13 protein-coding genes and 1 pseudogene are annotated in these 15,353 nt (G+C 47.1%); 5 read left to right on the top strand and 9 right to left on the bottom strand.

Annotated features, from left to right (window positions below; genetic code table 11):
* The 5 genes from ligA to E2K52_RS10235 form a co-directional block, all read right to left on the bottom strand.
* Positions 1-1,625, bottom strand: a 1,625-nt coding sequence (gene ligA, locus E2K52_RS10255) for an NAD-dependent DNA ligase LigA (RefSeq protein ID WP_151205028.1), incomplete at its 3' end; no start/stop codon positions are given.
* Between the two features lie 94 nt (positions 1,626-1,719).
* Complete coding sequence (locus E2K52_RS10250) at positions 1,720-2,751, bottom strand: cell division protein ZipA C-terminal FtsZ-binding domain-containing protein (protein WP_151205027.1); 1,032 nt, start codon at positions 2,749-2,751, stop codon at positions 1,720-1,722.
* Position 2,752: 1 nt separating this feature from the next.
* Positions 2,753-6,205: a chromosome segregation protein SMC gene (smc, locus tag E2K52_RS10245; protein ID WP_151205030.1), complete on the bottom strand. Its 3,453-nt coding sequence runs from the start codon at positions 6,203-6,205 to the stop codon at positions 2,753-2,755.
* Positions 6,206-6,216: 11 nt separating this feature from the next.
* On the bottom strand, positions 6,217-6,912 hold the full coding sequence (locus E2K52_RS10240; RefSeq protein ID WP_151205026.1) for a GntR family transcriptional regulator: 696 nt from the start codon (positions 6,910-6,912) through the stop codon (positions 6,217-6,219).
* A gap of 190 nt (positions 6,913-7,102) precedes the next feature.
* The gene (locus tag E2K52_RS10235) at positions 7,103-7,906 is read right to left on the bottom strand and encodes a sulfite exporter TauE/SafE family protein (protein WP_151205025.1); all 804 of its coding nucleotides are present in this window, start codon (positions 7,904-7,906) and stop codon (positions 7,103-7,105) included.
* 27 nt (positions 7,907-7,933) lie between these two features.
* Between E2K52_RS10235 and E2K52_RS10230 the strand changes: the two genes are divergently transcribed.
* Together E2K52_RS10230 and E2K52_RS10225 are read left to right on the top strand one after the other, a co-directional pair.
* Positions 7,934-8,689, top strand: a complete 756-nt coding sequence (locus E2K52_RS10230; RefSeq protein WP_151205024.1) for a biotin--[acetyl-CoA-carboxylase] ligase — start codon at positions 7,934-7,936, stop codon at positions 8,687-8,689.
* Positions 8,690-8,703: 14 nt separating this feature from the next.
* A complete protein-coding gene (locus E2K52_RS10225) occupies positions 8,704-9,444 on the top strand; it encodes a type III pantothenate kinase (protein ID WP_151205023.1) in 741 nt (246 codons plus the stop codon).
* Here E2K52_RS10225 and E2K52_RS10220 read toward each other — a convergent pair.
* The 3 genes from E2K52_RS10220 to ffh form a co-directional block, all read right to left on the bottom strand.
* Positions 9,398-10,003: an RBBP9/YdeN family alpha/beta hydrolase gene (locus tag E2K52_RS10220; RefSeq protein ID WP_151205022.1), complete on the bottom strand. Its 606-nt coding sequence runs from the start codon at positions 10,001-10,003 to the stop codon at positions 9,398-9,400. The genes E2K52_RS10225 and E2K52_RS10220 overlap by 47 nt on opposite strands.
* 186 nt (positions 10,004-10,189) lie before the next feature.
* Positions 10,190-10,765: an RBBP9/YdeN family alpha/beta hydrolase gene (locus E2K52_RS10215; RefSeq protein ID WP_151205021.1), complete on the bottom strand. Its 576-nt coding sequence runs from the start codon at positions 10,763-10,765 to the stop codon at positions 10,190-10,192.
* Positions 10,766-10,916: 151 nt separating this feature from the next.
* A complete protein-coding gene (gene ffh, locus E2K52_RS10210) occupies positions 10,917-12,323 on the bottom strand; it encodes a signal recognition particle protein (RefSeq protein WP_151205020.1) in 1,407 nt (468 codons plus the stop codon).
* Between the two features lie 138 nt (positions 12,324-12,461).
* On the opposite strand from ffh, the gene E2K52_RS10205 reads away from it, so the two are divergent.
* The 3 genes from E2K52_RS10205 to E2K52_RS10195 all read left to right on the top strand — a co-directional run bounded on the left by E2K52_RS10205 (position 12,462) and on the right by E2K52_RS10195 (position 15,036).
* Positions 12,462-13,271 (top strand): inner membrane protein YpjD, encoded by an 810-nt coding sequence (locus E2K52_RS10205; protein WP_151205019.1) that lies wholly within the window; start codon positions 12,462-12,464, stop codon positions 13,269-13,271.
* An 89-nt stretch (positions 13,272-13,360) separates the two neighbouring features.
* The gene (locus tag E2K52_RS10200; RefSeq protein ID WP_227548228.1) at positions 13,361-13,840 is read left to right on the top strand and encodes a hypothetical protein; all 480 of its coding nucleotides are present in this window, start codon (positions 13,361-13,363) and stop codon (positions 13,838-13,840) included.
* 260 nt (positions 13,841-14,100) lie between these two features.
* A complete protein-coding gene (locus tag E2K52_RS10195; RefSeq protein ID WP_201798516.1) occupies positions 14,101-15,036 on the top strand; it encodes a tRNA dihydrouridine synthase in 936 nt (311 codons plus the stop codon).
* A 58-nt stretch (positions 15,037-15,094) separates the two neighbouring features.
* Here E2K52_RS10195 and E2K52_RS15635 read toward each other — a convergent pair.
* Positions 15,095-15,265, bottom strand: a pseudogene (locus tag E2K52_RS15635) (NERD domain-containing protein); the annotation flags it as partial.
* Positions 15,266-15,353: the final 88 nt, after the last annotated feature.

The following is a 15,353-nucleotide window of genomic DNA, read 5'->3' as shown; positions in this document are numbered from 1 at the left end:
TCCAGAGTCTGGAAGGTATTGGCCAGCATCCGCGCCGTGGTTTCACCTACCCCCCGAATACCGAGTGCATAGATAAATGCTGCCAGTGTGGTTTTCTTGCTGTTTTCAATCGCATCCAGCAGGTTCTGAACCGATTTGGCTCCCATCTTTTCAATACCAAGCAAGGTTTCACGATGCTCATGCAGATGGTAAATATCCGAGATATCTTTCAAGAGATTCAGATGCAACAGCGATTCTACCCAGCGGTCGCCCAGACCTTCAATATCCATGGCCTTACGCGAAACAAAGTGACGAATCGCCTCGATCCGCTGTGCTGCACAGTATAGCCCCCCTGAACAACGTGCCAGTGCTTCACCTTCCGGCATAACTACTGGTGAATCACAGACCGGACAGGTATCTGGCAAACGAACTTCAAGTGCATCGGCAGGACGAAATTCCGGCCAGACTTTTTCAACCTTAGGAATCACATCTCCACTGCGATAGACACTCACGGTATCACCAATCCGTACATCCAGACGGTGAATCTCGCCTATATTATGCAAGGTCACATTGGAAACCGTGACGCCACCCACTGCAACTGGATTCAAGCGCGCCACTGGGGTCAAGGTACCAGTGCGGCCGACCTGCCAGTCAATATGCTCAACTGTGGTAATGGCCGCCACGGCTGGGAATTTATAGGCAGTGGCCCAGCGCGGTTCACGGCTCAAGAAGCCGAGTTGCTGCTGCTGTTTCAGGTCGTTGACTTTAATGACCAAGCCATCAATTTCCACGCTTAGGTCAGCCCGCTGCTGAATCATCCGTTCATAAACAGCCTGCACTTCCTCAATCGACTGGCAGATAAAGTGCTGCTCTCCGGTTGCAAACCCGAACTGGCTCAGCCATTCCAGACTGGCTGACATGCTGTCCTGACCATGATGCGGTACGCACTGGGCAATCCCATATGCATAAAATGCCAGAGGGCGTGAAGCGGCAATTTTCGGATCCAGCTGGCGTAAACTTCCTGCCGCAGCATTTCGTGGATTGGCAAAGGTTTTTTCCCCTTTGTCCAGATTGGCGGCATTCAAGCGTTCAAAACCGGACTTCGGCATCAGGACTTCACCGCGCACTTCAAGCAGCTCTGGAATGATTCCATTCACCGCTACCAGAAACTTCGGCAAGTTCCGGATGGTTTTGACATTCTGGGTAATATCTTCACCCGTTTCGCCATCACCCCGCGTGACACCGCGCACCAGTACCCCATGTTCATACCACAGAGAAATCGCTAGGCCATCGAACTTTAATTCGACATCATATTCAATTGTCTGCTTTGGCAAACGCTCTTCAATCCGGCGGGCAAAGGCAAAGAGATCATCCTGGTTAAAGACATTGCCCAGAGACAGCATAGGCACTGCATGAGTCACGGAAACAAATTTTGCCAGCGGCCGCCCTCCGACCTTGTCGGTTGGCGTATCCGGTTGTCTCAAATGTGGATATTGTTGTTCCAGCGCTTTAAGCTGATGAAAAAGCTGATCATATTCACTGTCTTCAATGGTTGGCTGATCCATTACATAATAGGCATGATTATGCCGGGCAAGCAGTTGAATCAGTTGACGCATTTGCGCAATGACAGTGGCATCTTGGGTCATAATTTCACCATAAAAAAGGGCGGTTAATCCGCCCTATACACATTCAGCTGTTGGCTATTATAAAAATCGGAACCTACAGATTCAATATTGCAAATCAAGCTTCTGCAGCAGTTTGTCCGGCACGGTAATCGATGGCCTGATGACGCCAGAATTCACGTAATTGCGGGGTGAATTCCTGATGATTCTGATCATAGACAATCCCGTCTACTTCGCGGGCAATCAGGCGTGAAACACTGTCCATGGTATCAAAGGCATTTTGTACATCGCTATGCGGCAGTGCCAGGAAGAAAGCCAAACCTTTCACTTCTTCAGTAGATAAGGTTTCCAGATCAAAGCCTTCCATGCCAGTATCGGTCATGCGCAGCACCGAAAAAAGCAGTTTGGAACCATCTTCACTATAACGGTGGAAACAGGCCAGCTCGCCATAACGCAAGCCGTATTTTAACAAGACTTTTAGGGTTTTATCACCCGACAGTACACGGTTTTGCGGATAGATATGCAATGAAATGATCATTTCAGCATTGGCCAGCGCACTTTCTTCATCCACAATTTTTTGCTCATGCAGATGTGCATCCAGAATGCTGCTTTCATCATTAAACTCAGAGATTTCAGCTTTTTCGATATTGCTGTTCAGGCTGAACTCAGGCGCTGAGTCATGCACCGTTTCGGTCATATCTGCTTTGCTTTCTTCAGTTTTTATCTGCTCTTGCGGCTGAGATTCTGCTTGAGGTTCTGAGCCTGCTTTAGTGGTTACCACGTCAGCCGGTGTATCTTCCAGCTGTTCTGGAACAGGTTTAGCCTCTGCTGTAACAGCTTGATACTTTTCTGCTTTTGCCACACTTGCTGCATCTGCAAGTCCCGGTTCGACTTGGTCGGGATTTGCAGACAGCGCTACAGGGGTTTCTTCATGCAGGCGTGGTTCTACCCGCTCTACCGCTTCTGCTTCTTTTTTGTTGAGCTGTGAACGCACATGACGTGGAATGACGGGCGTCTGGCTGTCCGGGTCAATATGGAGATCTGCATCAAGAGAAGGGACAGCTTCAGCAGGTTTTTTAAAGATCATTTTGATGCCGAGCAGCATGATTACAACTGCAATAATAATCCCGATAATTGTGGTGATTTCCATGTTATACCTCCGCAGCTAAGCCGTATTCTTTTGCCTGTTCCAAATTTACTGTCACTAGTTTTGATGTTCCCGGTTCAGGCATGGTTACACCTAACAGATCAGTCGCCATCATCATTGCAAGTTTGTTATGAGTAATATAAATAAATTGCACGTGTTCAGAAAGCTCTTTGACTAAATTACAAAAACGTCCCACGTTGGCATCATCCAGCGGTGCATCCACTTCATCCAGCACACAAAATGGCGCCGGATTTAAACGAAAAATCGCGAAGACCAAAGCCAATGCCGTGAGGGCCTTTTCACCACCAGACAGCAAAGCCAGCGAACTGTTGCGTTTGCCCGGGGGTCTTGCCATCAGTTTTACACCCGATTGCCATCCGTCTTCAAGACTCAAGCTGGCTTCACCGCCTTCAAACACTTTCGGGAACAGGTGTTGCAGCTCGGCATTGACCTGATCAAAAGTGTTCATAAACAGCTTACGGGTTTCCTGATCAATACTTTTCATGGCAGCTTGGAGCTGTTCCACTGTATTTTCCAGGTCCTGCATCTGGTGGCTGAGTTCCTCATAACGTCGGGAAACTTCTTCGTATTCTGCGGAAGCTGCCAGATTGACTGCGCCCAATTTGTCAAACTTAGCCTGGGCTTTTTCCAGCTTGGCCTGATGTGCCTGTACATCCAGCGTCAAACCGGAAATCATCTCACTATTCATCTCTTTTAGCTGTTCTGAATAATGCTGTAAATCTGATTTGGCTGCCTGCCAGGCCAGACGCTTCGCCTCCAGTTCGGTTCGGATTCTCTCATCCTGTTGCTGAAAGCGATGTCGCTGTTCTGTTAAATTTTGCTGTTTGTCCTGCAACTGCTTCAGTTCAAGCTGCCAGTCTGCCCAGGTGTTTTGCAGTTTTTCCGTGATCTGCGCCTGTTCCTTAAACTGGCTATGTAGCGCGGGTAATTCCAACTGTACCGGATCAACAAACTTTTTGGCCTGCTCAATCTGGAGCGCAATCTGCTGATATTGCTGTTTTAAAAAGACCTGATCTTTTTCCAGTAATTCGAGCTGTTGCTGACTCTGGACACTTTGCCGGCGCAACAATTCCGCTTCCTGCTGTACCTGCTGGCTCAATTGCTGTGCATCTTCCAGCTGAGTATTCAGTTCTTCCAGCTGAAATTGCAGGGTTTTATACTGCGGAAGTGCCTGCTCCAGTTTCAGGTTTAAAGCATGCAGATCAATTTCCAGATCATCTTTCTGCATCGTATCTTCTTCCAGCTGCTCTTCCAGCTGTTGCAATTGATTGTGTAACTGCTGCTTCTGTAGCGTAAAGGCCTGCGTCGCACTCTGGGCTTTGGCAATATTTAAATCAAGTTGTTGTAACTGTTTTTGCGCCTGCTTCTGCTGCTCACTACTCGCCTGAATCTGGTGATGTAGGGCTGCGATCTGTTGATTCAGCTCAGGGAGTTGCTGTTCCGCCTCTGTAAGCTGTGGTTCAAGCTCAGTAAGCTGCTGCTCAATCTCATCCAGACGAATACGATGGCTGAGCGCACCCTGTCCGGCCTGACTATGTGCATCATAATCCAGCGCAATGACCCAGTCTGGCCCCACATGGTAACCATCCAGACTCAGGATCGACTGACCCGGCTGTAACTGCGGTTGCAGGCTTAAAGCGGCATGAAAAGATTCGGCAACGGCGACCTGCTGCCAGAGTGAATAATGGGGCGCGGCAATCCAGTCCGCCAGACATGGCAAGCCGGCGATTTGTATCTGGAGCTGCGCAGTTTGCGTCTTGAGCTGACGTGGATGATTCTCTAAAAAATGCTCATCTTGTGTCAGCACTTGAGCCGAGAGCCATTTGGCCAGAAACTTCTCGATCAAAGCGGCATGGACTTTGGCCGGAGGCTGAAGCTTTAAGACCTGCATGAGCTGTACCCTATCGGTCTTGACCGGTGGATGGGCTTTGGTCAGTAGCTGGCTCAGGTTTTTCCGTTCTGAATGCAGCACCTGAATTTTCGATTTCAGCTGCATCAGATGCTGTTGATGCGTGACCTGTTCTGCCTGAAGTTGCTCGAGTTGAGTTTTGAGTTCTTGCAGCCGGGCTTCATGGCCTGCAAGCTGCTGTTCAGCCTGGGCTCTATCTTGCTGATCATGTTCCAGCTCATCCTGCTGTACTTGCTGCTGAATCTGGCTAACTTGCTGAGCCAAGGTCTGTTTTTGCTGCTCGATACGGGCAATATTTTTTGCCAGCTGTTCGCTTTGCGCCAGCATCTGTGATTGACGCTGTTGCTGCTGCTCTACCTGGGTTTTAATTTGCGTAAATTGGGCCGCGACTGCTGCTTGCCGAGATTTAAGCTCTGCCAGCTGCTGCGTTTGATTCTGCTTCTGGCCTTCCTGTTGGTGTAGCTGTACTGTCTGTTCTTCAAGCTGTGCTTGCAGGGTTTCCAGTTGTAGTTCAGTCAACTGTAGCCGTTCTTTGGTCTGGGCTTTTTGCTCTTCCAGTTTGATTAGACTATTGGAGTTCTGCTGCAACAGGGATTGCTTCTGCTGCAAAGTCATTTCCAGTTCACTGCGCTTTTTTTCAGCCTGCTGCCATTCGCTTTGTAGCGGTGTAGATTGTTGGATCAGGCGCTGGAACAGCTCGCTGGTGGTTCCCAAGTCATGCTCGACCGTCGTCAGCTCTGAACGGACCAGCTTGAAACTTTCACCCAGTTCATTCATCTGCACCGTGTATTCTTCTTGCAGGCGCTGGCTCTGCTCCGACTGGAACGAAAGCACTTCAACCCTGATCCGGCGAATCTCTGCTTCCAGCTCTTTATATTGAATCGCGGTTTCGGACTGGCGTTTCAGGGTTTTTAGCTGAGCTTTCAGTTCAGCAGCAATATCTTCCAGACGGGACAGGTTTTGTGTAGTGTGGTCCAGATGCAGCATGGTTTCGCGGCGACGGGCCTGATAACGCGAAACGCCAGCAGCCTCCTCAATAAAGACCCGCATTTCTTCCGGCTTGGCATCGACCAGACGGTTAATCATGCCCTGTTCAATAATGGCATAGGAACGTGGTCCCAGACCGGTCCCCAGAAAAATATCGGTAATATCACGACGGCGACATTTGCTGCCATTCAGGAAATATTCAGACTTGCCATCCCGGTTGACTTGTCGCCGTACAGCCAGCTCACTATAGGCATTATAAGCCCCGCCCAGCTTGCCATAAGTATTGTCAAAACGTAATTCTACACTGGCCATGCCTACTGGTTTACGCTTGGCGGTTCCGGTAAAAATCACATCCTGCATGCTGCCACCACGCAACTGGCGGGCACTAGATTCACCCATGACCCAGCGAATGGCATCAATCACATTGGATTTCCCACAACCATTGGGCCCGACCACCGCAGTACGATTATCTTTAAAGTGTAGCGTGGTGCTGTCAGCAAAAGATTTGAAGCCTGAAAGTTTTAAGCTGCTTAAACGCATAGTGTCCTGATTTAACGTCGTGAGCGTCTGGCCCACGCGAGTTCAATTTGTTTCATCCGTGTCAGAGATTCCAACACAAGGTTGCGTAAGTGTCGACAAAAATCTTCCATAAATAAAGAGGCCTGATGTGATTTTCGGATTAAAATTGCTTCAGTAACCAGCTTAAACAGCTCGAAAGATTCTTGTAGCTCACGTCTGGAAATATTCAGGGTCAGAAAATAGCTACGGCGCAAGGAGGGTAATAGTTCCTGGTAGTAGCGCATCAGATAAGGATTTCCCACCATTTCCGGTTGCTGGGCCATCCCCTGAAAGATTAAATCATAAAACTTTTCAGTATGACCTTGGCGAGTTTCGGCTTCCAATTGTTCTAATAATAGCTGAATACGCTCAGCTTCATGGCTACGCCAGCTTTCAGCCATACGATGCACCATCTGCCCCAGAAGCAAGGCACTCATTTCAAATAGGGCACGTACCTGCAAAGCGGACATTTCCGAGACCATCGCTCCACGGCGCGGGAAGATTTCAATTAATTGGGTGCGTTCCAGTAAAAGCAGGGCTTCACGTACTGAACCGCGGCTGGCGTCCAGCTCCGACGCAATTCTAAGTTCCTGAATCCGCTCGCCTTCGACCAGCTCGCCCCGGATGATCTGTTCACTGATGTGCTTGGCAATCTGTACAGATAAACTGTGTGCTTCCTGTTGTTGCATACCGTTCCTGTCTTATTTTTATTGATGCAAATGGAGTCATTCTGAATGACTTTTCATTGATTAAACGGTTTTTTTGCAGGAAATACTTTGACATTGTCAGACAATCTTGTGTCTGCACAGCCAATCCAGCCCGATAAAAAGGAGAATACAAGTCGATTCTCCTGATCAAGTCTGGTTTAAAAGAGACAAATCAGGCAATAAAGCCCTGATAGATAAAATACAGCCCGACTGTGGTCAGCAAGCCGGCAAAACATTTCTTGAGCATCGCAGGAGACAATCGATGTGCCACTTTTGCACCCTGCTTTGCGGTAAAGAAGCTCATCAGGCTAATCCCGATAAAAGCATAGATATGGATGTAACCGATGGTATTCGCTACATTGACCTGTGCCTGCTGTCCAAACCAAATAAAACCGATCGCTCCGGCAACTGCAATAGGGAGCCCGCAGGCCGCTGAGGTCGCGACTGCTTTTTGTATCGCGACGCCGCAACGATTTAAAAAAGGTACCGTCAGACTGCCTCCCCCAATTCCGAAAATCGCTGAAGCCACCCCAATCCCTGCACCTGCTGCAAGTTGTAGGGGGGCCGAAGGCAGCTGCTGGTTCGGATCAATCTGTACATGGGCACCCTTAAACATTCTGAAAGCGACCCAGACAGCGAAGAAACCGATTAAGAGTTGCAGGCCCTGAGCGGATAAATAATCTGCAATTCCCGCTCCGAAAAATGAGCCCACGATCAGACCGGGAGCCAGATTACGAAACACATGCCACAAAACGGCACCTTTTTGATGATGTGCCATCACCGAACTGATCGAAGTGACAATAATCGTGGCCAGAGAAGTGCCTACTGCCATATGCATAATCACGCCTGGATCGTACTGGAGCTGGGTAAAAACAATGTACAGGATGGGTACAATGATCAGACCACCACCGACACCAAACAGGCCTGCGGCGAATCCTGCGATTGCACCAATCAATAAATATATGATTAACTCCATAACGACATTTACCACGTTTAGATTCAAATGGATGTAGAAACTCGCGAACTGCAGCAACGTTTAAGCAATGCAGGCCAACTCCCTGAAGTGTTATTAATCAAGCCCGTGACCACATCAACCAATGATGATGTACGCGAACTGGCCAGCAAAAATGTACAGCATGTACTGGTCTGTAGCCGGGTACAAACCCAGGGGCGCGGACAACGCCAGCGTCAGTGGGTCTCGCCTGAAGGAAATATCTATTTAAGCACATTGCTACATACACAAAAAGCAATAGATGGCCGTCTGGCGCTGGAAATTGCGTTAAATATCCTGCAAATGCCGAGCCTGCAAGGACTGAATCTTCAAGTCAAATGGCCCAATGACCTGTATAGCCCCCAAGGTAAATGGGGTGGCATTCTAGTGGAACCGATTTCAACCCGGCAAGTAGTAGTCGGTGTTGGCCTGAATATTGATCCGCTCTCTGCCGAGATACCCGACCAGCAGGTCAGTTCTTTAAGCGAGTTGGGATTGACGCCGACCTCAAGAGTGGAACTGATTGCCCAGCTTTATCTGGCGATCCAGCAGGCCGGTCAATGGTTTAATTATGACTGCCAAAATCTGGCGGCGCGTTTTAACCGTTCTGCAGCATTTATACAACAAACGGTTGAATTCACGGATCTGCAAGGGCAATATTCAGGAACTTTTCTGGGCATTCAGGATGATGGTGCAGTAAAAATTGCCACCAGTCAGGGTGTTCAAGCTTTTTATCAGGGTCAACTTCGCCTTAAAAACCCTACCTGAACAGAGCAAGCTCTATGAAAAAACTATGGCTAGATATCGGCAATACCCGGCTTAAATACTGGATCACCGAGCAGGATCAGATTATTGAGCATGCGGCTGAATTGCATTTACAGTCTCCCACTGACCTATTGCTTGGACTGATCCAGCATTTTAAAGAGCTAGGTTTGCAGCAAGTCGGCGTTTCTTCAGTTCAGGATAAAAAAAGTAATGACCGTATTCTAAAAATACTCAAGAAGCTGAATGTACCCGTCATCTGTGCCAAAGTGCAGGCTGAATATGCAGGACTGCACTGCGGTTATGACCAGCCATCCCAACTGGGCATCGACCGCTGGCTGCAAGTGCTCGCAGTCGCCAAATCAGCTGAACAAAATTATTGTGTGATCAGCTGTGGCACTGCCTTGACCATTGATCTGACCCAGGGCCAATATCATCTCGGGGGCTATATTCTGCCGAACCTGTATTTGCAACGCGATTCCCTGATTCAAAATACCAAGGGCATTAAAATTCCGGATGCCGCCTTTGAGGAGCTTTCTCCGGGACGCAATACCATTGATGCCGTACATCATGGCATTTTGCTGGGACTGCTCAGTACCATTCAAAAAGTACTGGAACATTTTCCGGCACAATTGATCCTGACCGGTGGCGATGCTCCCTTATTTGCCCAGCATTTGGTACAGTTTGACCCTGTGATTGAACCGGATCTGCTGCTTAAAGGCCTGCAGCATTTTGCAGACCATTTGCCAGAAAACGTATGATCACAGTGAGTAACTGAGGAAAATCAGTATAACTGTCCCGTTTACAAAAATGGCCTGCTTCCCTGATTTCAAAAATTTGAGCGTTCAGGGTATGAGCCAGCCGCAGTGAAACTGGTGCAGGCACATAAGGGTCATTGCTGGACACAAACATTACTGCCCGCTGATAATGTTGCGGTAATCCCCTAAAGTCTAATCGTACTGTCTGAATCATTTTATTTAATTCGGACCAAGCCACCAAGGGCGTATCAAAACCCGCCACTATAGCCAATCCTCCAATTTTTTGTTCTTGAAAGCCCGGCTGTTTTTGCAAAAACTGTAAGACACTCAAAGCACTAAACCCATGCGCCACAATAATGCTGTGTTCATCCAGCTGCGGCATCTGCACTTGCAGGTTTTGCTGCCATTCGTCCAGATCGGGTTGAAATGGATTGGCCAGTATGACGCGCTTGGCCTGAAATCCGGCTCTCCTGATCTGATGGCTAAGCCATGGATACCAGTGATCATTAATCGTGGCTTGATAGTCGGGTACGATATACACTTTTTTTATTCTATGGGTCATGGTGATTGACTTATTTTAAATTTTAAAGAAAGCAGACGATTCGCTGCTGTATTCATTTTTATTATTTAGAAAAGAGCATGCCAACAGTGCTGGCTTCTGCTCTGCATACTTTTTGTCTATAGATTAGCGGCTATATAAATCATGTATCTAAAGCCTTTAAGCTCTGGATCAGCGAGTTAGCACAGTTTAATCAGAGGGAATTTTAGTTAAATAAGGCTCAATTACCCGCCAGACTTCAGGCAGCTCTGTACAGCCTTGAGAATTAATAAAATGTCCCTGATGCTCGGCACTGATCACGATAGCATCCAGACTTTCTGCCTGCTCTAGACTAAATTCAGGCAATACCCGGTCATCGGCTTCCGAATAAATCACCACACGCTCGTCAATCTGACGTTTCAGTCTCTCAAAATCTACCTGAGCGGCATCAATAAAAGGGTCCACTTCCTCTAAACGCCCGAGCCGGCCATTAAAACCGGCAACCAGCACCAGCTGTCTGATTCTCTGATTTTTTAGTTCACGGCTTAAATAATGCAAGGTGGCCAGACAGCCCAGACTATGTGCAATGAAAATACTGTTTTCATCTATTTCATCAATCTGTTCACGCATTTGCTGTTCCCAGACCTCCAGTTTTGGCGTGGTCGATGGGTCAAGTCTGAGTACTTTCAAGCTGACATGTTCCTGCTGGGCTTTTTCCTGAATCCATGGAAACCAGTTTTCTTCCGGGCTGGCCGTATAACCATGCACCACAATCACCTGAGCCATCTGCATTTTGCCTTTATTTATTTTAATGCTGTTGAGTCTGCCTGATTTTATCGAGGATTTGGGTAAGCAAATGTTGTTTTGTTTAAACAAAAGCGCAAGAAAAACTAGCCCATAAAAAAGGCGCATTGCGCGCCTTTTTTATTTCAACATCTTACTTTTTATCATTGCCGCCGAACAGTGGACCCATGCCACCGCCGCCGCCAAACTGTTTCTGTAAACCGCTGAGTGATTTCATCATTTTTGCCATACCCGACGGATTGGCAAATTTCTTCATCATTTTCGCCATTTGCGCATGTTGCTTGATCAGCTTGTTCACTTCTGAGACTTCCATGCCACAACCTGCTGCAATACGCTTTTTACGGCTGGGATTCATCAGCTCCGGATTACGGCGCTCCTTGATGGTCATCGACTGGATAATCGCTTCCATTTTCTTCACTTGCTTTTCAGGATTCGCCTGCGCAATCGCATCTTGAAGTCCTGCATTGCTCATGCCCGGAAGTTTATCCAGAAAGCCCATCATGCCGCCCATCTTGTTCATCTGCTCGAATTGCATCAGCATGTCTTCAAAGTTGAAGCTGCCGCCTTTTTGCAATTTCTTCGCCATTTTTTCGGCTTTTTCTTTGTCGATCTTGCGTTCAACTTCTTCGACCAAAGACAGCACGTCACCCATGCCAAGAATACGCTGTGCCACACGCTCCGGATGGAATGGCTCCAGAGCATCCAGCTTTTCACCCATCCCGAGGAACTTGATCGGTTTACCCGTAATAGCACGTACCGAAAGTGCCGCACCACCGCGCGCATCACCATCCGTCTTGGTCAGAATCACACCGGTCAAAGGCAAGGCATCATTAAAAGCTTTGGCAGTATTGGCCGCATCCTGACCGGTCATGGCATCGACCACGAACAGGGTTTCAGTCGGATTAATCGCTGCGTGTAGCTCTTTGATTTCATCCATCATGTCATCATCGATATGCAGACGTCCTGCGGTATCGACAATGAGCACATCAGCAAACTGGATTTTTGCCTGCTCAATGGCACGGTTGGCAATGGTAATTGGTTTTTCGTCAGCATTCGACTCTAAGAAGATTGCGCCAACTTCACCGGCAACAGTCTGAAGCTGTTTAATCGCCGCCGGACGATAGACGTCGGCAGAGACCATCGCGACTTTTTTCTTTTGACGTTCTTGCAAGAAGCGTGCAAGTTTGGCTGCAGTGGTGGTTTTACCCGCACCCTGCAAACCGGCCAGCAGCACAACCACCGGAGGTTTAGCTGCCAGGTCAAGGCTTTCATTGGCCTCGCCCATCATTTTGGTCAATTCGTCATAGACAATTTTGACGAAGGCTTGCCCTGGGGATAACTGAGTCATCACTTCCTGGCCCAATGCTTCTTCCTTAACTTTCGCGATAAATTCACGAGTTACAGGTAACGCAACGTCGGCTTCAAGAAGTGCCATACGTACTTCACGTAACGTATCTTTAATATTGTCTTCGGTTAGCTGCCCTGAGCCAGTAACATTTCTTAAACTCTGTGTGAGTCGTTCTGTTAAGGTATCAAACATTGCAAAATCCGCTTAAAATAGCCAGTAGCAAAAAATTGTTTCTTAAAATAGAAAATTTATGCATAGAATGCTATAGGATACTGTAGTTCGCAGCGAATTTATATAAATGAATATTCATCACCCTTAAAAAGGTTTGACATGGTTAGCCTCCCCTTGGTTTATACGATCTTAGCATTAGTCGCTTATACCGCTTCCTTCTGGTATCTGTTCATTCACTTGATGGCTAAACGTGCTCCAAATCAATGGTTTGTTGGCCTGACTGCCTTGGTAGGACTGCTGCTGCATGCGCTGGTGGTCTCAGGCGATATGTATACACCGCTGGGGATCAATTATGACGTCTTTGCCCTGTTCTCCTTTACCTCGGGATTGATGTTACTGCTGAGTATTATCTATAGCACATATCGGCCGATTATTGCACTGAACCTGATTGGTATTCCGGTGGCTGCTACCGGGTTGATTCTGGGTTTTGCCTTTACCCAGCCCGCCAAAATTACTGTACAAAACTCTTTGGGACTGGATATTCATATTATCCTCTCTCTGTCTGCCTATGCCGTGCTGCTGATGGCCACCATTCAGGCAGTTATTCTGCGTTTTCAGGACCGTGAACTGAAAAAGAAACAGAAACGCCGGGTCTGGGTCAATTTATTGCCCTCTTATCAGGATATGGAATCTTTGCTGTTCGATATGCTGATGACCGGCTTCATTTTGCTGACACTGGCACTAAGCTTTGGTTTCTTTACCATTGATAATTTCTTTGCCCAGCATCTGGCACATAAAACGGTGTTTAGTATTATTTCCTGGCTGGTTTATGGCGCCCTGCTTATTGGACACTGGAAATTTGGCTGGCGCGGTCAGAAAGCGGTGCGTTTTACCCTGATTGGCTTTGGTCTGCTGGCACTGGGCTTTATTGGCTCCAAGTTTGTACTGGAAATGATTTTGGTACGCTAACCGAAAGCTAACATTATATCTAAGTGTTGTCATCAGACGGTCATATTCAAAAATTATGGTCAAGGCGCATTAAAAATACACTAAGGTTCATGATGATAAAAGTAATTTCAGGTTTAGCATTTCTTTGTTTATCGAGCGCAAGTTTCGCAGATTATCACTGTCACGGTAGCATTAAAGATCGTACGATTGATGACAATGTCAGTATCAGTCAACACTGTCAGATTGATAATGCCACGATTAAAGGCAATGTCATGCTGTATCAGGGTGCGCAAGCAGTGATTTTAAATACGGCGATTGATGGCAATCTGGAATCGAAAGGACGTTTTAGCTCGGTTCTGGCACAACATAACCAGATTGACGGCAATATCCAGCTAGAAGATGGTCAGACAATCCAGCTTACTGCCAATCAGGTAGAAGGCGATATCCAGCTGAAAAAGAATACCCAAAAAATTACTGTAAATGACAATGTGGTAGACGGTAATTTGCAATGCGAATCTAACCGGATTCAACCGATCGGTGGTAATAACCGAGTCAATGGTGACAAAGAAGGTCAATGTCGCCGTTTATAATTCTGATCAAGACTTGGCTTGTGCTTGAATCAGCTTAAGCCACGTTTTAAATGCTTTTAATCTTAATCCCCATTTATCATTAATCAAGTAGCAACTATTTTGTAAATTAAGGGGGAGGTAGTTATCAGACATTCTTTTCTTAGTTTCGGTCTTCGCTACAATTACGCTGGCTGCCAGTTAACTGGCAAACATTTGGATTGGCTAGACAACCCTAGTAAAAAAACGTATAACTCCATTTTTCGAATTTACAGGTAGCCACGTTGAAACTTGTTCTTGCACCCATGGAAGGCTTAACCGATCCGATTATGCGCGATGTACTGACATCCGTAGGTAGCTTTGACTGGTGTGTCACCGAGTTTATCCGCGTCACCGACTCCATCCTGCCCGATCATGTTTATCATACCTATTGCCCGGAACTGTTAAATGAGGGCAAAACTGCTGCCGGCACGCCGGTCCATGTGCAGTTTCTGGGCAATAACCCGGAGATGTTGGCAGCGAATGCCGTCAAAGTGGCCGCAATGGGCGCACCGGCAATTGACCTGAATTTTGGTTGTCCGGCAAAAACCGTGAACCGTCATCGTGGTGGGTCGATTTTACTGGATGAACCTGAAGTTGTGCATGAGTTAGTCAAAGCTGTGCGTGATGCTGTTCCTGCACACATTCCAGTATCGGCCAAAATGCGCTTAGGCTACATGGATCGCAATTTCATGCTGGACAATGCGCATGCCATTGAAGATGCGGGAGCGTCTTGGGTCACTGTTCATGCGCGTACCAAAGCCGATGGCTATACTCCGCCCGCATTCTGGGATCAGTTACAGCCGATTCGTGAGGCACTCAAGATCAATGTTATTGCCAATGGTGAAATCTGGAACAATGCCGATGCCAAGCAATGCCGTTTGGAGTCGGGCTGTGAAGACCTGATGATTGGTCGCGGTGCAGTCACCACACCCGACCTGACCCAGTGTATCCGTCAAAATTCGGATATACCGTTACTGAACTGGAATGACCTGCTGCAACTGCAAATTCGTTTTATCAATGGGCCGGCAAAAACTGAAATTGGCATGGTTGGCCGCTACAAGCAATGGCTGGGCATGATGTCGAAACATTATCCGGAAGCCAAAGCCTTATGGGATGAAGTAAAACGGATTAAGGTTCTGGCCGAGATTACCGAAAAACTGAAAGCTTCAAATATTTAAAACCCAAAAGCCTTTGAATGATTCAAAGGCTTTTTGATGAGCCCATAAAAACCTATAATTGCGGATCTTTCAGATAAAGTTTGGCATGCATAGCAACGGTAAACTCTCCCAACTTTCCTTTCAGAAATGGCTTGAATAATTTAAAAATCATCACACCAAAGAAAAGCAGAAGAATCCACCCTATATTTGACCAGAGTGAGCCAAATATCGATATTGTAGAATTTTCCATATTTTAATTATTCAATTATTTTAGATACTTAAAGCTTAATTTTTTTGTTCAATATTTAACAGAATTTCTTTTTTGTCCAGGCCGCCCG

Source organism: Acinetobacter sp. RF14B (assembly GCF_006864105.1).
Lineage (GTDB): Bacteria > Pseudomonadota > Gammaproteobacteria > Pseudomonadales > Moraxellaceae > Acinetobacter > Acinetobacter lwoffii_C.
Note: the sequence above shows the minus strand (reverse complement) of the source record. Positions and strands in the feature narration are given on the sequence as shown.